Source organism: Acinetobacter sp. CIP 64.7 (genome assembly GCF_000369745.1).
Lineage (GTDB): Bacteria > Pseudomonadota > Gammaproteobacteria > Pseudomonadales > Moraxellaceae > Acinetobacter > Acinetobacter fasciculus.
The window spans coordinates 1,226,156-1,249,998 of the sequence record NZ_KB850179.1 but is presented as its reverse complement, the minus strand read 5'-3'; the positions used below and the strand labels follow the sequence as shown (position 1 = coordinate 1,249,998).

The following is a 23,843-nucleotide window of genomic DNA, read 5'->3' as shown; positions in this document are numbered from 1 at the left end:
TGGGTAGCAGAGAAGTTTTTGATTTCACTGCAATAGAATATGAATTGAGGAGTACGGTTCAATGGATTTAGGACTAAAAAATAAAGTCTTTATTGTCACGGGTGGCGGAGCGGGTATTGGCGGCGCGATCAGTTTGACTTTGGCGCAGGAGGGCGCGGCGGTTGCTATTTTTGGCCGTTCAGCTTTATTGCCTGAATTTATCGATGCTTTAAATGCACAGCAGGCTATTTATTCTTTCCATCAGCTGGATGTGACACAGGAAGACGCATGCCAGCGTGAAGTTGCCGCTGTGATTGCACAATATGGCCGCCTTGATGGCTTAGTCAACAATGCTGGTATTAATGACAATGTGGGACTGGAAGACAGTGTCGAAGCCTTTAAACAGTCTTTGGATAAAAATCTAATTCATTACTTCATGATGGCGCATTACTGCATTCCGCATTTAAAAAATAGCCAAGGCAGTATCGTTAATATTGGCTCTAAAGTGGCTTTAACAGGTCAAGGCCATACTAGCGGCTATGCAGCATCAAATGGCGGGCGCTTAGCATTGACTCGTGAATGGGCAGCGCAATACCGCAATGACGGTGTACGCGTAAATGCCGTTTTGCCAGCAGAAGTAATGACGCCTTTATATCAGCGCTGGATCGACAGTTTTGAACATCCACACGAAAAGCTGGCGCAAATCACCAAAAATATTCCATTTGGGCATCGCATGACCACTGTTCAGGAAATTGCAGATACTACCGTATTTTTACTTTCAGCGCGTTCGTCGCATACCACGGGTCAATTACTGTTTGTAGATGGTGGTTATACACATTTGGACCGTGCGCTGGATTGAGGCTGATGAGGGTATAGCCGGTCGTAAAAATGCGTCAGCAGCAGGAGATCAGAAATGAAACGCTATTGTTTAGCGCTGGATTTGATTAACGACGTAGGAAAAATAAAGAAATATCAACAATTTCATAAAAAAATCTGGCCGGAAATTGCTGCCAATATTCAACAGCGCGGTGTGCTAGATATGCAGATTTGGCAAGTGGAAAATCGACTTTTTATGATCATGGATACACAGGATGACTATGATCCAGCCGCTGCCCATGAAATTGCACTGGCAGAACCGAAAAATGTGGAATGGGAGACATTGATGTCTCAATTCCAGCAACCGCTAAGCAGTGCAGCGGTGGGTGAAAAATGGATAGAGATGATAAAAATATTTGATTTAAATCAATAAATCAATCATACAAGGATGCAACACATGAAAGCGAAAATAACGGAACCACAATTCCGGCTAGGCTTTATTTTGGTCACCACACTATTCTTTATGTGGGGGCTTTCATACGGTTTAGTCGATGTTTTAAATAAGCACTTCCAAGAAGCATTGCACATTACCAAAGCGCAATCTGGCCTAATTCAGGCTGCGTATTTTGGCGCATATTTTGTGATTGCACTGCCTGCAGGTTTATTTATTAATAAAAAAGGCTACAAAGCCGGCATTATTTTAGGCTTGTCTTTATATGCTATAGGCGCTTTACTGTTTGTTCCTGCAGCCATGCAGCTGACCTTCAGTTTTTTCTTATTTGCCTTATTTGTATTGGCATTGGGCTTGGGCTGTTTGGAAACTGCTGCCAATCCGTACTCTTCGGCATTGGGCGATCCAAAAACTGCAGAACAGCGTTTAAACTTATCTCAGTCATTTAATGGACTTGGACAGTTTTTTGGTCCGCTTATTGGCGGAATGTTCTTCTTTAATTCTGGTGGTTCAGCAGCTTCAGGGGATTTTTCCGCTGTTACTTATACCTATGTTGGTATAGCGCTGATTGTGATTGTGCTGATTATTTTATTTGCCAAAGCCAAAATGCCAGATTTGCGTGAAAATGAAGCAAAATTGGATGCAGCTAATGTTAGAAATAATAGCGCATCACTCTGGTCACATAATGAATTTAAATTTGGTGTTATTACCCAGTTTTTCTATGTGGCAGCGCAAGTTGGCGTGGGGGCATTCTTTATCAACCTTATGGTAGAAACTTGGCCGCAAAGTTCCAGTCAGCAAGGTGCATATTTCTTATCCATTGCAATGCTTGCATTTTTAGTGGGCCGCTTTGTCAGCACCGCTTTAATGTCAAAAATTTCAGCAAACAAATTGCTGATGATTTACGCCATTATTAATATTGTACTGTGTGCAGTAATTTTATCTGGTGCGCAATATATTACTGTCTTTGCTGCCATCGCTATATTCTTCTTTATGTCGAGTATGTTCCCAACCATCTTTGCTATGGGCGTGAAGAACTTGGGTTCTAAAACCAAAATTGGCAGTTCATTTATGATTATGGCTATTGTAGGTGGTGCGATTATGCCGTACTACATGGGGAAAATGGCTGATCATTTTGGAACACATATTTCTTATGCATTGCCTTTGGTTTGCTTCCTGATCGTATTTGCATATGCCTTTAGTTATAAAAATACCAATTTAAATTCTGCAGATATCGCATCTAACTAAGCTGCGGTCATGCACCATGATTGACTCAATATTTCATTTAAGAAAAAGTGCCGCAATCACAGAGTGCACAAGGACACAACATGAAAATGGACATTAAAAAGGGACGTAAAACATATTTATCAATCGGCATTGCGCTGCTCAGCTGCGGTGCAGTACAAGGGGCTTTGGCCAATGCCGCCTTTGATAAACAAAGCCCGTGGATGCTGGGGGATTGGAATGGAAAGCGAACTGAGCTGAAAGATAAGGGCTATGATTTCACGATAGGTTATACAGGTCAATTTGCAGGTGTTATTGATGCAGATCGGGACGGGAAAGGCAGTGCTTATGCTGATCAGTGGACATTTGGTAGCCATTTCAATTTAAACAAAATATTGAATTGGAATGATACTGAAGCTTATGTTGCCATTACTCACCGTGGCGGTAAGGCTTTAAATAATGAAGCTGATGCTATGGCTCCTCAATTTAATCAAACGCAAGAAGTCTATGGGCGTGGACAAACATGGCGATTGACAGATTTATGGATTAAAAAACAGTTTATGGATCAAACGCTCGATGTCAAAGTGGGACGATTTGGTGTAGGTGAAGACTTTGCAATAGCAGATTGTGAGTTTGAAAACTTAGCATTGTGTGGCGGTGTAATTGGCAGTTGGGCTGGAGATCAATGGTATAACGGTCCTGTAAGTCAATGGGCGACACGTGTTCGTTATTCACTTAGCCCAGAACTTTTTACTCAAATTGGTGTTTATGAGCGAAATACGGTCAATGCTAATGCTACGACACCAAGTGATGGTTTTAACCTCAGCACAGACGGTTCAGATGGCGCTGTAATTCCAGTTGAATTGGTCTGGCAACCTAAAGCCTTATCACAATCATTTGCGCTACCAGGTGAATACCATATTGGTTATTTCGCAAGTACTGTAGATAGTCAAAGTGTCAAAGTTGACTACACTCAATTAGGTGTAACACAAGACTTCGATGCCGATAATCATAAGTGGGCTGTTTGGGTTTCAGGTAAACAGCAACTAACGACACATAATGGTGATGCATCACGAGGTTTAACCGTATTAGGGCAAGTAAACATCTACGATAAAAAAACGAGCGATTTTGCTGATGCACAAAATATTGCACTGGTCTACAAGGGGATATCCGATGCACGCCCACGTGATGAAATTGGGATAGGTGTAGCTCGTATCGCGGTAAATCAAGATGCACAAAAATATAATGGTCGTATTAATAATTCAGGTTTTGATGCCGAATATGATGCTGAAATCTATTACGGTTTAAAAGCAACAAATTGGCTGACGATACGTCCAAATATTCAATATGTAAAAAATATTGGTGCAAATAAAGCTTATGGCGATGCATGGATTGGTGGACTTAAATTCAATATGAATTTCTAAGGCAAATACACTTTGCCAAATTCCGGACCAAGGATTCGGTATTTGGCTTTTTATAGGATGTACTGCAAAACAGATGCTCAATAATTTTTTAGTATTTAAAAATAGATAGCTTCAATCAAAATTAAATAGGTACCGCAAGCAAAACGGTATTCAACAAAAGACAAAGGTATACGTATGATTATTTCTTCTTCACACGACTACAGAGCTGCGGCTAAACGCCGTTTACCGCCATTTTTATTTCATTATATTGATGGTGGCGCATATGCCGAACATACTTTAAAGCGTAATGTCGAAGATTTATCCCAAATTGCTCTTAGGCAACGTGTGCTGAATGATATGTCAGAGCTAAGCCTTGAAACGCAGCTGTTTAATGAAACACTGTCTATGCCCTTAGCTTTATCACCTGTAGGTTTGACTGGGATGTACGCACGCCGTGGAGAAGTGCAGGCGGCGATGGCGGCAGATCAAAAAGGTATCCCATTTACCCTGTCTACGGTATCAGTCTGCCCGATTGAAGAAGTAGCACCTAGAATTAACCGTCCCATGTGGTTTCAGCTCTATGTACTGCGCGACCGTGGCTTTATGAAAAATGCCTTAGAACGCGCCAAAGCAGCAGGCTGTACAACCTTGGTCTTTACTGTGGATATGCCTGTTCCAGGCGCACGCTATCGTGATGCGCATTCAGGTATGAGCGGTAAAAATGCTGTAGTGCGCCGCTATTTACAGTCTGTGATGCATCCGCAATGGGCGTGGGATGTCGGACTGCATGGCCGTCCGCATGATTTGGGTAATATTTCTAAATATTTAGGCAAGCCGACAGGGTTAGAAGATTATATCGGCTGGCTGGGCAATAACTTCGATCCATCTATTTCATGGAAAGACCTAGAATGGATTCGCGAATACTGGGATGGCCCAATGGTCATTAAAGGTATATTGGACCCAGAAGATGCTAAAGATGCAGTACGTTTTGGTGCAGATGGGATCGTGGTGTCTAACCATGGTGGGCGTCAGCTGGATGGCGTACTGTCCAGCGCGCAGGCATTGCCACCTATTACTGATGCTGTAAAAGGCGATATCAAAATTTTGGTGGATTCTGGCATACGTAATGGTTTGGACATTGTGCGCATGCTAGCTTTAGGTGCAGATGTTTGTATGTTAGGTCGTGCATTTATTTATGCCTTAGCGGCAGCTGGCGGTGCTGGTGTGAGCCATTTATTGGAATTGCTCGACAAAGAAATACGAGTAGCCATGACACTGATAGGTGCAAAAACTATTGCAGATATTAATTCAGAGTGTTTGGTTAAACTGAACCGTACTGGGTTTGTCAGAGACCACTTTTCTTGAGAAAATGTCCCGATGAAAAACCAAAATATACTCCTGAAATCAGAGATAGAGCGGTTCAATTATTGATTGAATCCGAAAAAGATTATCTTTCTACTTGGGCTGCAATCACAACAATTGCTCCCAAGATTGGCTGTAATCCTGAAACACTACGTTCCTGGCATCAGGCATTTGAATCAACAGAATCCAATCAAAGTACAGCAACTTTCAGATCAAGAACGCATTAAACAACTTGAACGCGAAAATAAAGAACTGTAACGAGCCAATGAAATTCTACGCAAAGCATCCGTTTTTTTTCGGCCAGGCGGAGCTCGACCGCCCACACAAATAATGGTGGATTTCATTCATAATAATAAAGACCTCTATCGCGTTGATGCAATTTGTAGGATTTTACCGATCGCAGCTTCAACCTATGTACTATGATAAGATTAACCCGTTAGGTCAGGTGGCCTAACTTAAATAAAAAGTCTCCGACAAACCCGCTACGGTTCATTAAGTAAATAGCTATAGAATAACTATATTCCTAATACTACCTGATAGGGTTTAAATCCTTCGATCACTGCTTTGGAAATCAACTGGATAAATGCTTCAGTTTTTCCATAAGCCATCCACTGATCTAGGGCTTCATAGTAGGCCAAACGATTTTCTACTGTAATGACACAAGGTGGATAACCAGCTTTAAGTAATTCGAGATTCATCAATAGACGTGATGTACGTCCATTGCCATCAATGAATGGATGGATGCCTACAAAGTCTGCATGTACTTTAGCTGCACGTTCGATTGGATGAAGCTTATGTGCCTCTGAGTTGTACCACTGGACTAGCTGAGTCATTTTGTCATTGAGCAATGTATAGTCCGGTGGTGTAGTTGTAGCACCTGAAATCAATACGTTTTGCTGGCGATATCTGCCAGCATTATCATCGTCAATATTCTTTAAAATAAGTTGATGGATATTGCGAATTTGCCATTCAGAAAAAGGTTCTTCCTTTCTGATAATGTCTTCAACGTAATAAATGGCATTTCTATGGTTAATTGCCTCGAAGTGCTCTCGTAAAGCTTTTCCACCGACAGTAATGCCTTCTAGTACAACTTTGGTTTCTAATAGAGTAAGTGTATTGCCTTCAATAGCATTGGAATGATAAGTCCATCGTACAATAAGGTCTTCTTGTAAATTTTTTACTATCGCAGGTGATAGGGGGCGATGCTGATCTAATTTATTTTTTAAATCATCAATAATTTCAAACATTACCTTGTCCCTGAATATATCTAAAAGAATGATACATCAAAAAAGAATATCAAAGAAATGATATGTTATAACATAATATTTTTATTGGATTGTAATGATGGTAGAATCGGTACACCACTTCAAATCCTAATTTAGGATTTGAACAAAATTTTAAAGTGATTCAATGCACTAAATCTAATTTGGGTCAAAATTGGGTCAATGAATTTTTTTATTCAATAAAATAGATTTAGAATGAATAAGTTAGGATTTGAGTTCAATTGACGCCACCTCCACCAAAATTCTTGTTATAAATCAGCCGCTTATTTAAGTGGCTTTTTTATTGCCTAAATTTTATAAGCAATTTAAAAGAGCAAATCAAAACTAGAACGAATACGCTCAATTAATAAATGTTTCGACTCTGACAAATGGGTATTTTTGCGGACCATCAATTGGGTCTGAGCCGTGTTGCACAGCTCGGAATCAATAGTTAAGGCAACGGCCTGACCTTCTTTAACCGCATCTGCGATATCTACATAGCGCATGGCGGAAATCCCATGTCCAGCCACCACATAATTTTTTAAGGCATAAATAGAATTGGTGGTCAGACCAATATTCAGGTTCACTTGTAAGCGCATCATTTCACTGTCGAGTAGCTGACGGAAACCATGCCCTACGGGCATTAAGGGAAATTTATAGTCTGAAATTTCGGAAAGACAAATGCGATGCTTGAGCTTGGCAAGAGGATGACCGGCAGGAACAGCCAGAATAAAAGGTTCTGTTTTATGGGCAATGGTGCTGATGTCTGTATGAAATAGAGGATTATACGCCAGTCCAATATGCGCCAGGCTGTCCACAATATGTCGTACCACATGCTGGGCACTCATTAATTCTAACTGGATTTCAAGATTTGGATATTTATAATGCACATGTCGAAGTACATTATAAATCATGTGTTGCATATAACTTTCACTTGAAACAATGTTCACTTTGCCGAGTTGAGAAGATTGCAGCTGAAATAAACTAACCTGAGTTCGATGAAATATTTTAGCTTTTTAGCAAGTTTTGGAAAGTTGGCTTATTTGGATTTAAGCAATAAGCCACTATAGCAGCCATAATATTCACCATAAAGTTATTCACCGAACGATGACGTGAATGGTCAATTTGATGTAAGTTTTTTAACTGATCATTCACTGTTTCGATCAATCCTCTTCTGCAAAGCAATTGTTTTTCTTCTTCAGTTTGGATGGGTTTATTTTTCATATTCTTGCGTGACGGGGTTAATAGTCTGAGCCCCCTTGCTGCTAAAGCTTCAGTTTTTGCTTTACTCAGATAGCCTTTATCGCCCAGTAAAATACCTTTTAACTCTTGGGTTAAAGATTCAAGTACAGCAACATCATGAACACTTCCCGATGTAATCTTGAGATTAATAATTTCACCCAAGTTGTTGATAACAATATGGACTTTAAATCCATAAAACCAACCTGTGCTACTTTTACCACGACCAGCTAAGCCTTTAAATACACGATGTCTTTTAATTCTAAGATTATGGCAAACGACCAATTTAGTCGAATCAATAATACAAATTCCGGTATCTTCTCCTTTAACTTGATGGAAGAAACTACTCAAAGCTTGCAAACAACGCGGCATAATTTCAATAAAACGATTGTAACTAAGAAGCTTGGGAAAAGCTGATTTCCAAAATGGGATGATCATATGACAATAAAAATATTTGAAAAATCTAAACCCGGATTTATGAAATAAAATGACAATGGTCATGACTTCAGACAAGCTTAAAGCTGACTTTTTCATTGTTGTTTTTTGATCAGAAATTAGAGCTTTCTCTAAAGATTCATTAAACTTTTTGCAGAAATCATCCAAGATACAAAATAATTCGGTAATATAGTCCATGAAAAAGCCTTGCTCTGAAATGTTTTGTCTTCGTAACCAAGATATTACAGATGCTAAGGCTTTTTTTTATTTATTTTTTATGTCGAACTCAGGTTAAACTATCAAATAATTCATTTTCACGATTTTTATTTTCCTTGAAATACTCAAGTACCAGATAGGCGGCTTCAGTCGGAATAATATGCCGACCCTTACGTTTGAACAGGTTTATTTTTAATTCTGATTCAAAGAGTTGAATTTGTCGGCTCATGGCGGACTGTTCAATATTCAGGATATCTGCCGCTTTGCGCATCGAGCCAAACATCATCACCGTATAGAAATAACGCAAACGCTTTTCATTGATTCCGTTCAGTGGCGCAAGGAATTGCAAGTTTCTGTCCATAAAAACTCTGATGCTTTTAAAGCATCAGTATGCTAAATAAATTACATTGTTATCAAGTCAGGAGCATGCTTACATGGATTTTGAACAATAAGAAGATCTAGATAAAAAGGAGTTTTAGATGGATTTAATAACTTCCCGTCAACAACGGTTAGACCAGATTTACAAGAAAGTAAGCTGGCGGCTACTGCCATTTTTATTGCTGTGTTATTTCTTTGCTTATCTGGACCGGATCAATATCGGATTTGCCAAGTTACAAATGCAGCAGGAGCTGGGCTTTAACGATGCAATTTATGGCATGGCAGCCGGCATATTCTTTTTAGGTTATGTGCTGTTTGAAGTACCAACCAACCTGTATTTTGAAAAAGTCGGCTCCAGAAAAACCATTACCCGTATCATGATTTTGTGGGGCCTGACCTCCATGTCGATGCTGTTTGTCACCACCCCACAAATGTTTTATATCTTGCGCTTTTTGTTGGGTGTATTCGAAGCCGGTTTTGCCCCGGGCATGATTTTCTATCTGACCTATTGGTATTCCGGTGCACGCATGGCACGTGTGATGGCGATTGTTATGCTGGCTGGGCCGCTCGCTGGCATGTTAGGTGCGCCGTTATCGACGCAAATTATGAGTACTTTCCATCAGATTTATAATCTTTCTGGCTGGCAATGGTTATTTTTATTAGAAGCTGTGCCAACCGTGCTATTGGGTTGCGTAGCGTACTTTTATTTAACCGATCATCCTTCACAAGCAAAATGGCTGTCTCAAGAGGACAAAGCCTTATTGGTGAAAGAAATTTCCCAACATCAGTCTGCCACTGGTCATAGTAATTTTAAAGCGGTATTAAAGGATCCCTGGATTTATTTCATGGCCTTGGCCTACTTCACCATTATCTGTGGGATCTATGCGATTGGCTTCTGGCTACCATCTTTACTGAAGTCGGGCGGTATCCAGAATTTGCAGATGATTGGCTGGCTGGTGGCGATTCCATATTTATGCGGCGCAATTTTCATGATCATTTTTGCCCGCAGCTCGGACAAATGGCAGGAACGGAAATGGCATTGTGTAGTGCCTACGGTATTGGCCGGAGTCAGCTTGATATTGTCGGTGATCAGTGCGAATTTCCTGCTGTCCTTTATTGCGATCTGTACCGCAACGGCCTTCATGTTTAGTGCCTATACCATTTTCTGGTCGATTCCATCGAAATACTTAAGCGGTAGTGCGGCAGCAGGCGGAATTGCCTTAATTAACAGTATTGGATTACTCGGTGGTTTTGTCAGTCCAAATATTATGGGCATGGCGTAGTCAATGACCGGTTCCATGCTGGCAGGCTGGTTCACGATTGCTGTGATCATGATGCTCGGAGGCACTTTCCTGATTTATGCCTTCAGACTGAAAAAGCAAGTTGTTTCCCAGCAAGTCACACGCGCTGCCTTAATCGTCGATAAATAATCAATCATGCAGCATAGGAAGGATTCAAGATATGAAGAAAATCATCATTGCGGGCTTTCAACATGAAACCAATACCTTTGCCCCGACCAAAGCAAGCTACGCCGATTTTGTCCAGGGTGGGGGATTTCCGCCGCTCAGCCGCGGCGCAGATGTCCTGAAATTTCGGGAACAGAACATTCCGATTGGCGGTTTTATTCAACAAGCAGAACAATTCGGTTATCAACTTTTGCCAGTGATCTGGGCGGGTACTTCACCTTCAGCACATGTAGAGCAGTGCACTTACCAGCGGATCTGTGATGAAATTATCGCGAGCATCCAGCAGCATCCAGCAGCATCCGGCAGATGCAGTGTATCTGGATCTGCATGGCGCCATGGTCAGTGAACAGGTGGATGATGGCGAAGGCGAATTGTTAAGACGGGTTCGTGAAGCAGTCGGGCCGGACATTCCGGTAATTGCCAGTCTGGATTTCCATGCCAATGTCACGCAAGTGATGTTTGCTCATAGTGATGTGCTGATTTGCTATCGGACCTATCCGCATGTAGATATGGCTCAAACCGGACAACGCTGTGCCCAACTGCTAGATCAAATATTCCGGGGTAAAAAGATGCATAAGCAAATGTATAAGCTGCCGTTTTTGATTGCGCTGAATGCACAATGTACCGAGCTGGAACCTACCCAATCATGCATGAATTTACTGGAACAGCTAGAGCAAAATAATTCTGTCCAGATGAATTTCACGCCGGGTTTTCAGGCGGCAGATTTTGAGGAATGTGGTGGTTGTATCTGGGGTTATAGTGAAAACGCTGAGCAGTTAGATCAGGCCATGCAACGCTATATCGCCCATGTGCTGCAACAAGAAACGCATTGGAATATGGATTTTTTATCACCAGATCATGCCGTGCTGCAGGCACTTCAACTTTATCAACAGCATCATTCGACCAGACCCGTGGTGATTGCAGATACTCAGGATAATCCGGGAGCCGGTGGTGATTCGAATACGACCGGGATGCTATCGGCGCTACATCGGCATCAGGTTAAAAATGCATTGCTTGGCCTCATCGTAGATCCCGTGGTAGTACGGCAAGCCTATCAGCTTGAGCTTGGTCAGTATTTTTATGCGAAACTGGGTGGAACATCGGGTATTGCGGGGGATGCTCCATTTAGCGCTGAATTTAAAATCAAAGCCTATAGCGATGGAAAATTCAGCTATGGCGGGCCCATGATGCATGACGTTGAGGCGGATATTGGCCCGAGTGTATTACTGGAAATAGATGGTATTGAAATTGCAGTCAGTTCCTACAAAGCCCAGTTGCTCGATCGTAATATGTTTAGAATTTTTGGTGTTGTGCCTCAAGATAAATCGATCATCGTGGTGAAAAGCTCGGTACATTTTCGTGCAGATTTTCAGGACATGGCTGCTGCCATTTTAGTCGCGAAAGCGCCTGGAGCCATGAAAGCAGACCCGAATGACCTGCCTTGGCAAAAGATTGATCCTGATAGACGACTCGTGCCGATGGGCGAAAGTCTGGCGCAACGTGATCAGCCATTGCGTCGTACGGTCTAACATTTAACTAATATCCAATTAACACCCAAGCGATTGAACAGGCGAGCTCTATCATGATCTAGCCTGTTTTTTAATGAAAGCTCCCATTCCTTGAACTCAAGAGAAATTTAATACAATTTTCTGTTACCTGATCCCGTGTCTGGATCTGTTATTGATTAAATTCACTGACACCGACTTAAGCTAGCTAAAAAAAGCGGACAGGAATTCAACATTCTTTTCAAACTCAACAAAATACCTATAATTCCAATTAGAAACTTGTTGTAAATTAAACCTTAGGAAAAAAACAAATACAGTTTTGACTTTCTTATTTTAAATTAGACGAATCAACCGGAGATTCTTATTGCGCGTTGCCCGCTATAAAATTTTGCTCATTATCGTATTGCTACTGGCAGTAGGGTTTGCTCTATTTCGTTGGTGGCAGGGGCCAGTGGTGCCTAGTTATACGCTGAGTGCCATGCCGCTGGTACAAAATGTTGTTGCGACCGGACGTGTTGCGACAGTTTCACGTGCCCAGGTAGGCAGTGAAATTAGTGGTGTGGTTCTGCAACGTCTGGTGCAGGAAGGCGATCAGGTTAAACCGGGTGATCTGCTGGTGGTATTGAAATCGGATGAATTGCTGGCCCAAGTCAGACAGGCCGAGCTGGCATTGACCGAATTGGCAAGCAGCCGACGGCCACAGGCTGCAGCAGAACTGGCCAGTGCCAAAGCCCAGCTGGAGCAAGCCAGCCGAGAAGCTACACGTCGACGTAATGCAGAAGCCGGTATCCTGTCGAGGGAAGAAGTCGAACAGGCTGTGGAAGCAGAAAGAGTCGCGCGCAATAATTATGAGACAGCCCGGGTAAAAGCAGGCGCATTGGCTGCGGGTCAAGTCGAAGAAGCATCGCTTCGGGAACAGCTGGCGGTGGCACAGGCGCAACTGGCCAAAACCAAGATTCGAGCGGCGGTCGCCGGTACAGTATTGACACGCGATGTCGAGCCGGGTGATCTGGTTCAGCCGGGACAAACTTTATTTACCATTGCGTTAACAGGGAATACAGAAATCCGGGTACCGCTAGATGAGCGGAATTTACCGCAACTCGCCTTGCAGCAAAATGCCACCGTAATTAGCGATGCCTATCCGGATCAGTCTTTCCCGGCCCGGATCAACTTTATTGCACCAAGTATCGATCCACAGCGAGGTACGGTAGAAGTCAGGTTAACTGTCAATCCCGTACCAGATTTTCTGCGTCAGGACATGACGGTATCGGTGAATGTCGAGACGGCCAAACGAGCACGGGCACTGGCTATTCCGAATGATGCTTTAAGCAGTATCAAGGGAGATAAAGCCGTGGTTTTAATGGTACGTGATGGAAAAATACAGCGTCAGCAGATTACTTTGGGCTTGCGTGGCCTGGCCATGTCAGAAGTGAAATCCGGGTTGAGCGAGGGTGATCAGGTGTTGGTAGATGCCGAATCTTCATTGGAGGATGGCACCAGAGTTCGCTTAAAACCACACCAGAGTTCATTACAGAATTCTGCTGATATGGCCAATAGTAAAAATGAATTACCGGTGAACTTCGATTGAAAAATTTATTCGGGCGGCTCTGGATCGAATGGAAAATCGCGTTCAGTTTTTTGCGTGAGGGTTGCGCGCAGTCCATCATGATCACCATCGGGGTCGCCGTGGGCGTGGCAGTAATCGTCTTTATCACCGCTTTGATTCAGGGGCTACAAGCCAATATTGTCGAACGAACCTTAGGCACACAGGCGCATATTCGCCTGTTGTCACCCGATGAAGTTAACCAGATTGTGCCGTCTCCCGCCGGGACCGTGCAATTATTGCAGGAAGATAAACGGGCACAGCGGTTGCGTTCGATCAACAATTGGCAGCAGATTACCGAAACGCTGGACCAGTTACCCGTACTGACAGCTGTCTCGCCGGTGGTGTCTGGACCGGCCTTTGTACAACGCGGTGATGCGATTGAATCCGTGGCCTTGGTCGGGATGAATCTGGAGCGTTATCAGCAGATCATTCCATTAAAAGAATATTTAATCAGTGGTCAGTTGCGGGTCGGCGCGGATGATGTGCTGATTGGCAGTCAACTGGCCAAAGACCTCGGTGTTCAGGTCGGCAGCAAGTTGCGACTGGATACTGGTCAACAAAATAGTGCTTTGGTGAATATTGCCGGTATTTTTGAACTGGGTGTGCGCGAACTGGATGCGCGTTATGTCTATCTGGATCTCAAGCAGGCACAGTCCTTACTCGGCCTGCCAGGCGGGGTAACGGTGATTGACCTAACCATTGCCAATATTTTTGAAGCAGACCAGGTTGCCGCACAAGTCGGACGCCTGACCTCATTAAAAGCCGAAAGCTGGATTGAAACCAATGCACAACTGATGAATGCCATTACTGCACAAAGCCTGTCGACTAATATGATTATTGTCTTTGTCGCAATTTCGGTGGCTTTCGGGATTGCCAGCGTCATGTCCGTCAGTGTGGTGCAGCGCACCCGGGAAATTGGTATTTTGCGGGCGACGGGTGCAACCCAATCGCAAATCCTGAGAGTTTTTCTGTTTCAGGGTGCAATCTTTGGCTTGCTCGGTTCAGTGCTGGGCAGCATAGTCAGTTATGGTCTGGTATGGGTATTTAATAATTTTGGGCCGGGATTATTCTATATTCCAATTTCGATTGAACTGGTGATTTTGGCGCTATTGTTGGCGACATTAACAGGTGTACTGGCGGCAGCGGTGCCATCACACCGGGCAGCAGCACTCGATCCGGTGGAGGCGATTCGTCATGTCTGAACAATCTCAGGAAGTCTTGCATCTGGAAGCGCTGCGAAAATCTTATAATATTGGCCAGCCCAATGAAGTGGAGGTCTTGCATGGCATTGACCTGCGCATTGATCGCAACGACTTTGCGGCACTCATTGGCCCTTCCGGTTCTGGTAAAAGTACCTTACTGAATATTCTGGGACTGCTAGATAAACCAACGAGTGGCGAGCTGTATTTGTTGGGACAACCTACCAGTGCGATGGATGATACCGGCCGTACGGCGCTGCGCGGCAACAGCATCGGATTTGTATTTCAGTTTCACCATCTGATTCAGGCATTTAGTGCACTGGATAATATTCTCATGCCTTTAATGATGGCGCATGGCAAACCGAATCAGCAGGCAATGCAACGCGCACGTGATTTACTAGCGGCAGTGGGACTGGAAAAATTTGCCGAGCGTAAACCGAATGAATTGTCCGGAGGACAGCAGCAGCGGGTGGCCATTGCTCGGGCCTTGATTACTGAGCCGGCATTATTATTGGCCGATGAACCGACAGGTAATCTGGATACCCAGACCGCGGCTGATATGTTTGAACTGTTTCGTAAAGTGCATCGTGAACGCGACTGCGCCGTACTTTTAGTCACGCATGATCCGCGCCTGTCTGCCACTTGTGATCGTACCATCAATCTGGTCGATGGCCGGATTGAAAGTGATTCGAGCAATTCTCCTCAAGATTAAGCTGTACTGTAAGGAGCCAGGAGGGCTAATTTTTTGAAGCGATCGAAAAGATATTTCAGATTTATAGCTTTCAAAAAATGATATCCATATATGAGATTGAAATAATCTGTAAACAATCTGTTTGTTAAAAAAGGATGTATGCGATTGCCTACATCCTTAAATTTTGATGGTTTAATTTTAATGATCCTGACTTTTAGCTTGATCTAATCATTGAGCGTCGGTAAATCATACCTATTGAAAGCGTCAGGATGAAACCGAACTTAGTGGCACTACCACAAGTATGCGCTTCATCCTTGCATGAGCCTGATCTCAAATTTGATTCGATCCGATTTTATTGTTCCAGATTACTTCTCAGCATCCAGGCAGTTTTTTCGTGTACTTCCAGTCTTTGCGTGAGAATGTCAGCAGTCGGCTGATCATTGGCTTCTTCAATGATCGAGAAAATACTTCTGGCAGTACGTGCCACAGTTTCATGTGCATCTACCAGTAAACGTATCATTTCTTCAGCTTTAGGCACACCTTCGACTTCTTTAATAGAAGTGAGTTTCACAAACTGTTTATAAGTGCCGGGTGCTGCAAAACCCAAAGCCCGAATACGTTCAGCAATGACGTCCAGCGCATTCCACTGCTCGGTGTATTGAGTCATAAACATGGTGTGCAGGCTATTGAACTGGGGGCCAGTGACATTCCAGTGGAAATTATGGGTCATTAAATACAGGGTATAACTGTCTGCTAAAAGTCTGGATAAACCTTCGACAATTTTGGCGCGATCATCATGCGAAATCCCGATATCAATTTTCATTGCTTTAGATTCTTTTTTAGAAGAGGCCATGCTCTTACTCCTTCAAACTTAACGCGATACGGTGTATTAAAATAAAGTCGGATGTAGTCGAAGCCCGAGCCAAGAGATGAAATGATCTCTATGACTTTGTATTTGATCTGAAAAGGCTAAGAGATTTAAGTGGTTATAAGTTATAGATATTAGATCAATATAAGGGCAGGAAGTTTAGTCATTATGTATAAGCAGGGCGCGGGATTGTAACTATTTAAATCTGTCAAATTTTGATTATCTTCAGCGGTAGTACGTTAATTTCTCATAGCAAATTCAACTTCTAAAAAACTCCTAAGTATTTCAGGATTGAAACATCGTGTTAGGGTATGACATCTATTTATGAGCAAGATCACATATCACCATACTAAATCTTTATTTCGAAATATCTCTGCGAAATTTTAATATTTTATTTTAAATAAATAACTTAGATGAAAATCTTAATCATTAATAAACCCGAAATTTATAAAAAATAACACAATGCTGCCTTAATTAAACAAGGCACTACAAACAATAATAAATCTCTTTCTCAAATGCAGTTATGTTAGGACACAGGCGAAACCAGTAACAATATTCCCAGAAAAGCAAAAATGCTTCGAGTCAGCATATTCAGAAGAAATATGAGGCTGATACAGGATCGGCTGTAGCAGATTGACTTGCGGGATGAGTTTGATTGGTCAAGCCATGCAAAATATCAGCTCAAGCGACTTTGAGATAGACCAAAAATATCTGCACTAAACTCAAGCTCAGCAAGGAATACATCATGAAAATTAAGGCCAATAGCCCCGCGACTGGTAAAGACGGTTTAGACAAGCAAAATACCAATAAAAAAAGTGAGCAGCTCGACACATATCGCAGTGATGCGACCGAGCAGGCACTCACCACCAATCAAGGGGTTAAAATTTCCGATAACCAGAACAGTCTCAAGGCAGGCGTTCGCGGTGCGACCTTGATCGAAGATTTTATTCTTCGGGAAAAAATTACCCATTTTGACCATGAGCGAATTCCAGAACGTATTGTGCATGCCCGCGGTGTCGGCGCACATGGCTATTTTGAGGCTTATCCAGGTAATGAAAAACTGACCAAGGCAGGCTTCTTGACTAATACCAGTGTGCAAACGCCAGTATTTGTGCGTTTTTCTACCGTACAGGGACCACGTGGTTCAGCAGATACGGTACGTGATATCCGTGGTTTTGCCACCAAGTTTTATACGGATGAAGGTAACTTCGATCTGGTAGCGAATGATGCGCCGGTATTCTTTATCCAGGATGGGATCAAGTTCCCGGATTTTGTACATGCAGTCAAACCTGAACCTCAGACCGAGATTCCTACCGGTGCATCTGCACATGATACTTTCTGGGATTTTGTTTCTTTAGTGCCTGAATCTGCACATGCGGTGATGTGGGCCATGTCGGATCGAGGCATTCCACGTAATTTAAGAGCCATTCAGGGCTTTGGTGTGCATACTTTCCGTTTTATCAATGCCGAGAATAAAGCGGTTTTTGTGAAATTCCACTGGACCCCAAAACAGGGTCTCGCCCAACTGGTCTGGGATGAAGCACAAAAACTGGCGGGTAAAGATCCGGATTTCCATCGTCGTGACTTATATGAAGCGATTGCTTCCGGTAACTATCCGGAATGGGAACTGGGTGTACAGGTCGTTCCAGAAGAAGATGAAATGAAATATGACTTTGACTTACTGGATCCAACCAAGATTATTCCGGAAGAACTGGTACCAGTGACGCCGATTGGCAAAATGGTACTGAACCGTAATGTAGATTATTTCTTCGGTGAAACCGAGCAGGTGGCCTTCTGTCCGGGACATATTGTGCCTGGACTAGATTTTACCAATGATCCGTTATTACAAGCACGCCTGTTTTCCTATACCGATACCCAGCTTAGCCGTTTAGGTGGTCCAAATTTCCACCAGATTCCAATCAACAAGCCGGTTTGTCCATTCCACAATAACCAACGTGATGGTTTACACCAGCGTATTGTGCATACTGGTCAAGCCAGTTATGAGCCGAACTCGATTGACAATAACTGGCCGGCTGAAACCCCACCAGCAGCACAAGGCGGTGGCTTTGAAAGTTATCAGGAACGTATTGATGGGCACAAGATCCGTCAGCGTAGCGAATCATTCAGCGATCACTTTAGTCAGGCCCGTCTTTTTTACCGAAGCCAGGCACCACATGAGCAAAAGCATATTGTCGATGCCTATGTCTTTGAGCTGAGCAAGGTGGAGCGCAAATATATTCGTGAGCGTGAAGTTCTGGAAGTGCTCTGCAATATCGATCTGGATTTGGCACAGCAGGTTGCTGATCAATTGGGTATTGAAATTCCGGCAGAGAAAAAAGCTGCGAAATTGCCGAATGTGCAGGTTTCACCACGTTTATCTTTCGAGGCATTTAAACCTGAAGATATTAAGGCACGCAAAATTGCGCTACTGGTGCACGACAAGGCCAATGAGGCCAGTATCAAAGCTGTTCAAGCCTGGGCAGAATCGGAAGGAGCTGTGGTCGATGTACTGACCCCAAAACCGGGTCCGGTACTGGGTCAGAAAGGCGAGGTAATTCCTTCTGATGGTATGCAAAAAGCCGAGCCATCCATCGCCTATGATGCTGTGGTGATTGCTGACGGTGACAATTACGATGTGGTAATGAAAGACGGCGTGGCAACTCATTATCTGCTAGAAGCCTACAAACATTTAAAACCGATTGTGTTCCTGGGCGATAAAGGCAAGCTGATTGAGGATCTGCGCTTGGTTAGCGATGAAGGAACTCTGGCAAACGGAAAGTTTGAAGCAGTACAAGATAGCTTCAAGACTTTGATTCTGAACCATCGTGTCTGGGCGCGTGAAGCGATTGCGGAAGCAATTCCTGCCTAAACGATCCAATTTATATTTTAGAGGATAGAGGCTCCGGCTTCTATCCTCATGGTTTCAAAATGGATGAAGAGATGGTGAGACCGGACGTCAAACAGTTGTTAGCACAATCACAGCAAGCCAAATGGAGCAGAGAGCAGGATATTTATCTCATTGAACATAATCATTTGCCTTTAGCTGAACTGATGCAGCAACTCTGTTTCAATGAAGAAGAGATTAATGCACGCCGTAAGGTATTAGGGCTGACTACACGTTTGAAACAAATGCGCAAGATTTCTCATTAACTGACTTTACAAACAAAACAAATTTATCCGTATTTTATGAGGAACCGCATGCATGAACCTCGGTTCAATATTACAAAGATTTGAAACTTCTCCTCTGGAGCTACAAGAAAAAATTCAGCACACTTTAATGGAGTTGGTGGCGATTTCCGACCAGGTGCCTTATCCCGCTTCCGGAGCGACCTTAAAACGCTGGCAGATACTCAGCCAGGTTTCAGCCAGCAATCTGAGTCTGGGTAAACTCTATGAATCGCATTTAGATGCTTTAGCTATTCTGCATGAACTGAATATTCGGGTAGAACAAAAAGGCTTATGGGCAGTATGGGCAGCAGAAGGTGGCCCCAAACCTTTAACATTGCAAGCAGGAAAGCTAAGCGGAATTAAGCCTTGGTGTTCTGCATCGGTCTGGGTGCAACACGGTCTGCTGACTTACCGTGATGAGCAGCAACAATCCCAATTACTGATTCTAGATTTGTCGCAAGAAGGCATTCAGCATCATCAGGATGCCTGGCAGGCAGTGGGCATGCAGCATACCTTGACTGCCCGGCTGGAACTGGATCATGTTGAGGTGGAAAAAGTCGCAGCTCCAAATGCCTATCTGGATCGGCCCGGATTCTGGCATGGCGCCGCAGGTGTGGCCGCGTGCTGGTATGGCGCAACCGTGCGTTTGGCTGAATATTTAAGACAGGCAGTATTGTTAAAACCGCATGCCTATAAGGCCATGTATCTCGGTGAAATTAGTCGGGAGCTTTTAGCGACACAGTCCTTATTTTATCAAGTTGCTGCATTGATTGATCAGCAACCGCAACACGCACATGAGTTAAAGATTCGTAGCCTACGTGCTCAGGTGGAAGCGACTGCCTTAAATATACTAACTCATGTAGGTAAGGCACTTGGTGCTGGGCCGTATTGTGAGCATCCGCATTTCGCTCGGCTTGCAGCAGATCTTCCGGTATTTATTCGTCAAAGTCATGCTGCATTTGACTTGGAGCGGATTGGCGAGCTGACTGCACAGGAGAAACAATTATGGACGTTATAAGACATGAGATTGTAGGGGATCGTGTCATCCATGGTGAAGGCACAAGACTTGAAGAATGGCGTTCCTGTCAGATCTTGCAACAGATGCCGGAATTTGATATTCCTAAGGTTATTCCTCTAGATGCCAGAGTCTGCATCATTGCCCCTCATCCTGATGATGAAATTTTGGGCTGTGGAGGCCTGATTCAGCGTCTGGACAAACTTGGCTTTCAGATCATACTTTTTGCCGTTACCAATGGGACAGCCAGTCATCCCGGCTCTAGTCTGTATACTCCCGAAGAGTTGAACCAGATTCGTCCTGCTGAAACGCGAGCAGCTTTAGAAGCGTTACCTTTAAAACAGAATATCTTGCGGATCGCTTTAGATATTCAAGATGGCAAGGTGGCCGAACAGCGGGATGTGTTGCAACAGCATCTGCAATCTTATCTGCAACCGAATGATGTGTTAATTAGCACATTTGTTCATGATGGACATCCAGATCATGAAATTACGGGGCAGGTCACACAGCAGCTGGCCACTGAACTTCATTTGCCCTGTATTCAGGTCTTGATTTGGGCATGGCATTGGGCAACACCTGGAGATACCAGAATTCCCTGGACCGTCGCTCATCAACTCAGATTAACTGAAGAAGAACTTCAATATAAGTCTCTAGCTGCGCGGTGTTTTAAGAGCCAGATCGAGCTTGACCCTACCATTGAACAATCACCGATTCTGCCAGAGCAGGCATTACAACGTATTTTACAGCCCTGGGAGGTGTATCTGTATGAACAGTAAAGCAGCCTATGATCAGGAATATTTCGATGCCTTATATGCACTGAATCAGGGAGATCCCTGGCAATATGAACAGCGTTGGTATGAACAGCGCAAACGGCAGATTTGTCTGGCGATCTTGCCGCACTTGCAGTTTGACTCCGCGATTGAGATTGGTTGCAGTAATGGCATCTTTAGTCAGGAACTGGCGCGGCGGACAAATAGCTTAATGTGTCTGGATGCCAATAATACTGCGATCCATTTGGCGCAGCAGCGTTTACAAGCTTATCCGCATGTACAGGTGTTACAGCGGATCGTGCCAGATGATTTGCCCGAACAGAAATTTCAGCTCATTGTCGTCAGTGAGATTTTATATTATTTGAACCCGATTGCTCTGCAACAGGTGCTGACATGGCTGCATACTGCACTGGAACCGGGCGGATGTATCTTGAGTTGTCATTGGCGCGCGCCAATCTCGGGATTTAGCCTAAATGGTGAAGATGTCCATCAGTATCTCAAAGCGCATTTAAACTATTCCCATCGTTTAAGTTTGCAGGATTCCGATTTTTTGATAGATCTCTGGCTGAATTCAGCGCAATCCGTAGCAGAGCAGGAGGGCTTAAGATGAAAAAAATCGGTGTGGTGATTCCGGCCTGTAATGAAGAAGCCTATATTGAACGCTGTCTGTTAGCCTTAAAATCAGCACAAACTTATTTTTTTCAATATTTTAAAACAATAGAAAATCTTCCTGAAATCCAGATTCTCGTGGTCTTGGACCATTGTACTGATAGCACCGCCGTTAAAGTTCAGCAAATGGGCATTCCGGCTATGAGCTGCGACTTCCGAAATGTCGGTAAGGCACGCCATTTGGGGATTCAGCAAATGATCGAGCAGGGCTGTGACTGGATTTGCTGTACCGATGCCGATTCATTCGTACAGTGTGACTGGTTTCAGATGATGTTACAGCATCAACCCACCGATGCGATTTGTGGTGTGGTCGAGCTGGATCAATGGGATCATTTAAGCCGGAAAACCCGTCAGGCTTATCTCCGACATTATCAGGACAGCATGGGACATCGGCATGTTCATGGCGCAAACCTGTGTTTTAAAGCTTCGGCTTATATACAGGTCAATGGGTTTCAGCAACTGGACTGTCATGAAGATGTCGATTTCATCCGTCGTCTAGAAAAAGCTGACGCGCAGATTGTCTGGTCGAATCAGCTGAGAGTCACTACCAGCAGTCGTCTTAGCTCAAAAATTGCTGCAGGTTTTGCCCATTTTCTGCAAAAACTTGAGCTTAAGCAGGCCGCGAAAAAACCGATCAGCCTGTGCAAATAAAAGCATAAAACTATAAATTTTATACAATCAGACACTTGTAAAAAATCTTAAAATTCGTGTCTAAAAACTATTCCATTTAAATTTATTCTGTTTATAATTCACGCAAATTCAGCCCCGCAAACTTATACATTCTAGCTATAAGTCTGTGGGGTTTTTCTATGGATGAACGGTAATGGATGCCTGAGCCTTCTTTTTTGGTAATACAATGTTCAATCAAACACTGCTTTCTCGAATTCAGTCTCCATCACCATATCTATGGCAGAAAATAGCGACTGCGTTATGCTTCTTTAGCTTGGGCTTTAGTACTGCGGCTTGGGCACCCTTAATTCCATATGCACAGCAGCGCCTGTTATTAAATCATGCTGATTTTGGCCTGTTATTGCTGTGTGCCGGGATTGGTTCAATGCTGGCGATGCCACTGGCCGGCCGACTGGCCAATGCCTTGGGTTGCCGTGCTGTTTTGGCCGTAATTCTCAGTGCATTTTTATTTATTTTGCCTGCTCTGGCTTATAGTCCGAATCATTTAATGATGGCAATCAGCCTGTTTTTCTTTGGTGCCAGTGCCGGGGCTTTGGGCGTGACTGTCAATATTCAGGCTGCACAGATTGAGAAAAAACTCGGTAAAAGTTTAATGTCGGGTTTTCATGGAGTGTGTAGTTTAGGTGGTCTAGCAGGCGTACTGGGCATGACCATGTTAATGGGATTCGGCTTGGCGCCTTTAACTGGTGCGGTGATTGTCAGTGTGATTTTGCTGCTTATTGCCTTATTTGCTGTTCCTTTGAGCTTGGGTGCTGAGCCAAAAACGGCGGTAGAAGAAACATCATCAGAACAGCCAGTGAAAAAAGCAGCACCGACCTGGGCGATTTTAGGCATTGGTCTGATCTGTTTTGTGGCTTTTCTGTCAGAAGGTGCCGCCATGGACTGGAGTGGTATTTATCTTGCTACTGAGTTCAGCCTGCCTGCGGCGCAAACCGGTTTGGCTTATAGTTTCTTTGCGGGTTTGATGGTGTTGGGACGCTTTAGTGGACACCTGATTATTCAGCAGTTTGGTGAAAAAAATACGATTCTGTTAAGCGCACTCTTGGCTGCAACCGGTTTATTAACCGTAGTCTTTGCACCAGTCTGGCAAGTAGTGTTAGTGGGATATGCGATTTTAGGTTTAGGTAGCGCCAACATTGTACCGCTGATGTTTTCCCGCGCAGGACGTCAGAAAACTTTGGCTTCACATGTAGCATTGTCTTATGTATCGGTATTTGCTTATACAGGTTCATTGATTGGACCGGCATTGGTTGGCTTCGGTAGTGAAATCATCGGATTGAGCTTAGTATTTAGCGTCATTGCGATTGGTCTATTGAGTATTGTGATTTTGAATCATCTCACTGCAGACCCAAGCGAAGTGCAACACAGCGAAGAGATTGTGGCTCCTCTTCAAAAAGAAACACCAGCTTAATGCTGGTGTTTTTTTATTTA

General features: G+C 43.6%; 24 protein-coding genes, 1 pseudogene and 1 other annotated feature. Of the genes and pseudogenes, 20 read left to right on the top strand and 5 right to left on the bottom strand.

Annotated elements, in window-relative coordinates:
• The first annotated feature begins 61 nt into the window (after positions 1-61).
• The 6 genes and pseudogenes from F890_RS12545 to F890_RS18615 all read left to right on the top strand — a co-directional run.
• Entirely contained in the window at positions 62-838 is a 777-nt protein-coding gene (locus F890_RS12545) for an SDR family oxidoreductase (protein WP_005267210.1), read from the top strand.
• A gap of 54 nt (positions 839-892) precedes the next feature.
• The gene (locus F890_RS12540; RefSeq protein ID WP_005267204.1) at positions 893-1,228 is read left to right on the top strand and encodes an L-rhamnose mutarotase; all 336 of its coding nucleotides are present in this window, start codon (positions 893-895) and stop codon (positions 1,226-1,228) included.
• A 24-nt stretch (positions 1,229-1,252) separates the two neighbouring features.
• Entirely contained in the window at positions 1,253-2,494 is a 1,242-nt protein-coding gene (gene fucP / locus F890_RS12535) for an L-fucose:H+ symporter permease (protein WP_005267203.1), read from the top strand.
• 86 nt (positions 2,495-2,580) lie between these two features.
• Entirely contained in the window at positions 2,581-3,894 is a 1,314-nt protein-coding gene (locus F890_RS12530; RefSeq protein WP_026056571.1) for a carbohydrate porin, read from the top strand.
• A 174-nt stretch (positions 3,895-4,068) separates the two neighbouring features.
• Complete coding sequence (gene lldD / locus F890_RS12525; RefSeq protein WP_005267200.1) at positions 4,069-5,238, top strand: FMN-dependent L-lactate dehydrogenase LldD; 1,170 nt, start codon at positions 4,069-4,071, stop codon at positions 5,236-5,238.
• Positions 5,235-5,649, top strand: a pseudogene (locus F890_RS18615) (transposase); the annotation flags it as partial. The gene lldD and the pseudogene F890_RS18615, both read left to right, overlap by 4 nt.
• Positions 5,524-5,638 (top strand) — a sequence feature (AL1L pseudoknot). Its footprint overlaps the pseudogene before it by 115 nt.
• A 101-nt stretch (positions 5,650-5,750) precedes the next feature.
• Here the strand turns inward: F890_RS18615 and F890_RS12515 are convergent.
• The 4 genes from F890_RS12515 to F890_RS12500 all read right to left on the bottom strand — a co-directional run bounded on the left by F890_RS12515 (position 5,751) and on the right by F890_RS12500 (position 8,748).
• Complete coding sequence (locus tag F890_RS12515) at positions 5,751-6,482, bottom strand: Fic family protein (protein WP_005267198.1); 732 nt, start codon at positions 6,480-6,482, stop codon at positions 5,751-5,753.
• Between the two features lie 341 nt (positions 6,483-6,823).
• On the bottom strand, positions 6,824-7,447 hold the full coding sequence (locus F890_RS12510; protein ID WP_228127356.1) for a LysR substrate-binding domain-containing protein: 624 nt from the start codon (positions 7,445-7,447) through the stop codon (positions 6,824-6,826).
• A 58-nt stretch (positions 7,448-7,505) separates the two neighbouring features.
• Positions 7,506-8,369: an IS982 family transposase gene (locus F890_RS12505; RefSeq protein WP_004729973.1), complete on the bottom strand. Its 864-nt coding sequence runs from the start codon at positions 8,367-8,369 to the stop codon at positions 7,506-7,508.
• A gap of 88 nt (positions 8,370-8,457) precedes the next feature.
• Complete coding sequence (locus tag F890_RS12500; RefSeq protein ID WP_005267194.1) at positions 8,458-8,748, bottom strand: LysR family transcriptional regulator; 291 nt, start codon at positions 8,746-8,748, stop codon at positions 8,458-8,460.
• A gap of 118 nt (positions 8,749-8,866) precedes the next feature.
• On the opposite strand from F890_RS12500, the gene F890_RS12495 reads away from it, so the two are divergent.
• The 7 genes from F890_RS12495 (at position 8,867) to F890_RS12475 (ending at position 15,253) form a co-directional block, all read left to right on the top strand.
• Entirely contained in the window at positions 8,867-10,048 is a 1,182-nt protein-coding gene (locus F890_RS12495; protein ID WP_005267193.1) for an MFS transporter, read from the top strand.
• A 3-nt stretch (positions 10,049-10,051) separates the two neighbouring features.
• Positions 10,052-10,195: a hypothetical protein gene (locus F890_RS18610; protein WP_017397680.1), complete on the top strand. Its 144-nt coding sequence runs from the start codon at positions 10,052-10,054 to the stop codon at positions 10,193-10,195.
• Positions 10,196-10,226: 31 nt separating this feature from the next.
• Entirely contained in the window at positions 10,227-10,577 is a 351-nt protein-coding gene (locus tag F890_RS19260) for a M81 family metallopeptidase (RefSeq protein ID WP_005267191.1), read from the top strand.
• Complete coding sequence (locus F890_RS19255) at positions 10,492-11,760, top strand: M81 family metallopeptidase (protein ID WP_265586694.1); 1,269 nt, start codon at positions 10,492-10,494, stop codon at positions 11,758-11,760. The genes F890_RS19260 and F890_RS19255 overlap by 86 nt, the downstream gene beginning before the upstream one ends.
• A 340-nt stretch (positions 11,761-12,100) precedes the next feature.
• The gene (locus F890_RS12485) at positions 12,101-13,324 is read left to right on the top strand and encodes an efflux RND transporter periplasmic adaptor subunit (RefSeq protein ID WP_005267188.1); all 1,224 of its coding nucleotides are present in this window, start codon (positions 12,101-12,103) and stop codon (positions 13,322-13,324) included.
• Entirely contained in the window at positions 13,321-14,544 is a 1,224-nt protein-coding gene (locus tag F890_RS12480; protein WP_017397681.1) for an ABC transporter permease, read from the top strand. Before F890_RS12485 ends, F890_RS12480 begins: the two co-directional genes overlap by 4 nt.
• Positions 14,537-15,253: an ABC transporter ATP-binding protein gene (locus F890_RS12475; protein ID WP_005267183.1), complete on the top strand. Its 717-nt coding sequence runs from the start codon at positions 14,537-14,539 to the stop codon at positions 15,251-15,253. The genes F890_RS12480 and F890_RS12475 overlap by 8 nt, the downstream gene beginning before the upstream one ends.
• 331 nt (positions 15,254-15,584) lie before the next feature.
• On the opposite strand, the gene F890_RS12470 is transcribed toward F890_RS12475, so the two are convergent.
• The gene (locus F890_RS12470; RefSeq protein WP_005267182.1) at positions 15,585-16,085 is read right to left on the bottom strand and encodes a Dps family protein; all 501 of its coding nucleotides are present in this window, start codon (positions 16,083-16,085) and stop codon (positions 15,585-15,587) included.
• 760 nt (positions 16,086-16,845) lie between these two features.
• On the opposite strand from F890_RS12470, the gene katE reads away from it, so the two are divergent.
• The 7 genes from katE (at position 16,846) to F890_RS12435 (ending at position 23,823) form a co-directional block, all read left to right on the top strand.
• A complete protein-coding gene (gene katE / locus F890_RS12465) occupies positions 16,846-18,969 on the top strand; it encodes a catalase HPII (protein ID WP_005267173.1) in 2,124 nt (707 codons plus the stop codon).
• Between the two features lie 71 nt (positions 18,970-19,040).
• Entirely contained in the window at positions 19,041-19,250 is a 210-nt protein-coding gene (locus F890_RS12460) for a hypothetical protein (protein ID WP_005267172.1), read from the top strand.
• Positions 19,251-19,302: 52 nt separating this feature from the next.
• Entirely contained in the window at positions 19,303-20,286 is a 984-nt protein-coding gene (locus F890_RS12455; protein WP_005267171.1) for a hypothetical protein, read from the top strand.
• Positions 20,274-21,059: a PIG-L deacetylase family protein gene (locus F890_RS12450; RefSeq protein WP_005267170.1), complete on the top strand. Its 786-nt coding sequence runs from the start codon at positions 20,274-20,276 to the stop codon at positions 21,057-21,059. Before F890_RS12455 ends, F890_RS12450 begins: the two co-directional genes overlap by 13 nt.
• Positions 21,049-21,663 carry a class I SAM-dependent DNA methyltransferase gene (locus F890_RS12445; RefSeq protein ID WP_005267169.1) on the top strand — a complete coding sequence of 205 codons (615 nt, stop codon included), beginning with the start codon at positions 21,049-21,051 and terminating at the stop codon, positions 21,661-21,663. The genes F890_RS12450 and F890_RS12445 overlap by 11 nt, the downstream gene beginning before the upstream one ends.
• Entirely contained in the window at positions 21,660-22,373 is a 714-nt protein-coding gene (locus F890_RS12440) for a glycosyltransferase family 2 protein (RefSeq protein ID WP_005247033.1), read from the top strand. Before F890_RS12445 ends, F890_RS12440 begins: the two co-directional genes overlap by 4 nt.
• 205 nt (positions 22,374-22,578) lie before the next feature.
• Complete coding sequence (locus F890_RS12435) at positions 22,579-23,823, top strand: MFS transporter (protein ID WP_005267168.1); 1,245 nt, start codon at positions 22,579-22,581, stop codon at positions 23,821-23,823.
• Positions 23,824-23,843 lie beyond the last annotated feature (20 nt).

Bases quoted from the DNA above. Each gene is read 5' to 3' on its own strand.
- F890_RS18610 (WP_017397680.1), top strand. From the start codon at position 10,052: ATGACCGGTTCCATGCTGGCAGGCTGGTTCACGATTGCTGTGATCATG.
- F890_RS12470 (WP_005267182.1), bottom strand. From the start codon at position 16,085: ATGGCCTCTTCTAAAAAAGAATCTAAAGCAATGAAAATTGATATCGGG.
- F890_RS19260 (WP_005267191.1), top strand. From the start codon at position 10,227: ATGAAGAAAATCATCATTGCGGGCTTTCAACATGAAACCAATACCTTT.
- F890_RS12515 (WP_005267198.1), bottom strand. From the start codon at position 6,482: ATGTTTGAAATTATTGATGATTTAAAAAATAAATTAGATCAGCATCGC.
- F890_RS12475 (WP_005267183.1), top strand. From the start codon at position 14,537: ATGTCTGAACAATCTCAGGAAGTCTTGCATCTGGAAGCGCTGCGAAAA.
- F890_RS12435 (WP_005267168.1), top strand. From the start codon at position 22,579: ATGTTCAATCAAACACTGCTTTCTCGAATTCAGTCTCCATCACCATAT.
- lldD (WP_005267200.1), top strand. From the start codon at position 4,069: ATGATTATTTCTTCTTCACACGACTACAGAGCTGCGGCTAAACGCCGT.
- F890_RS12540 (WP_005267204.1), top strand. From the start codon at position 893: ATGAAACGCTATTGTTTAGCGCTGGATTTGATTAACGACGTAGGAAAA.
- F890_RS12440 (WP_005247033.1), top strand. From the start codon at position 21,660: ATGAAAAAAATCGGTGTGGTGATTCCGGCCTGTAATGAAGAAGCCTAT.
- katE (WP_005267173.1), top strand. From the start codon at position 16,846: ATGAAAATTAAGGCCAATAGCCCCGCGACTGGTAAAGACGGTTTAGAC.
- F890_RS12445 (WP_005267169.1), top strand. From the start codon at position 21,049: ATGAACAGTAAAGCAGCCTATGATCAGGAATATTTCGATGCCTTATAT.
- F890_RS12460 (WP_005267172.1), top strand. From the start codon at position 19,041: ATGGTGAGACCGGACGTCAAACAGTTGTTAGCACAATCACAGCAAGCC.
- F890_RS12505 (WP_004729973.1), bottom strand. From the start codon at position 8,369: ATGGACTATATTACCGAATTATTTTGTATCTTGGATGATTTCTGCAAA.
- F890_RS12500 (WP_005267194.1), bottom strand. From the start codon at position 8,748: ATGGACAGAAACTTGCAATTCCTTGCGCCACTGAACGGAATCAATGAA.
- F890_RS12455 (WP_005267171.1), top strand. From the start codon at position 19,303: ATGAACCTCGGTTCAATATTACAAAGATTTGAAACTTCTCCTCTGGAG.
- F890_RS12530 (WP_026056571.1), top strand. From the start codon at position 2,581: ATGGACATTAAAAAGGGACGTAAAACATATTTATCAATCGGCATTGCG.
- F890_RS12450 (WP_005267170.1), top strand. From the start codon at position 20,274: ATGGACGTTATAAGACATGAGATTGTAGGGGATCGTGTCATCCATGGT.
- F890_RS12495 (WP_005267193.1), top strand. From the start codon at position 8,867: ATGGATTTAATAACTTCCCGTCAACAACGGTTAGACCAGATTTACAAG.
- F890_RS12545 (WP_005267210.1), top strand. From the start codon at position 62: ATGGATTTAGGACTAAAAAATAAAGTCTTTATTGTCACGGGTGGCGGA.
- F890_RS19255 (WP_265586694.1), top strand. From the start codon at position 10,492: ATGAAATTATCGCGAGCATCCAGCAGCATCCAGCAGCATCCGGCAGAT.
- fucP (WP_005267203.1), top strand. From the start codon at position 1,253: ATGAAAGCGAAAATAACGGAACCACAATTCCGGCTAGGCTTTATTTTG.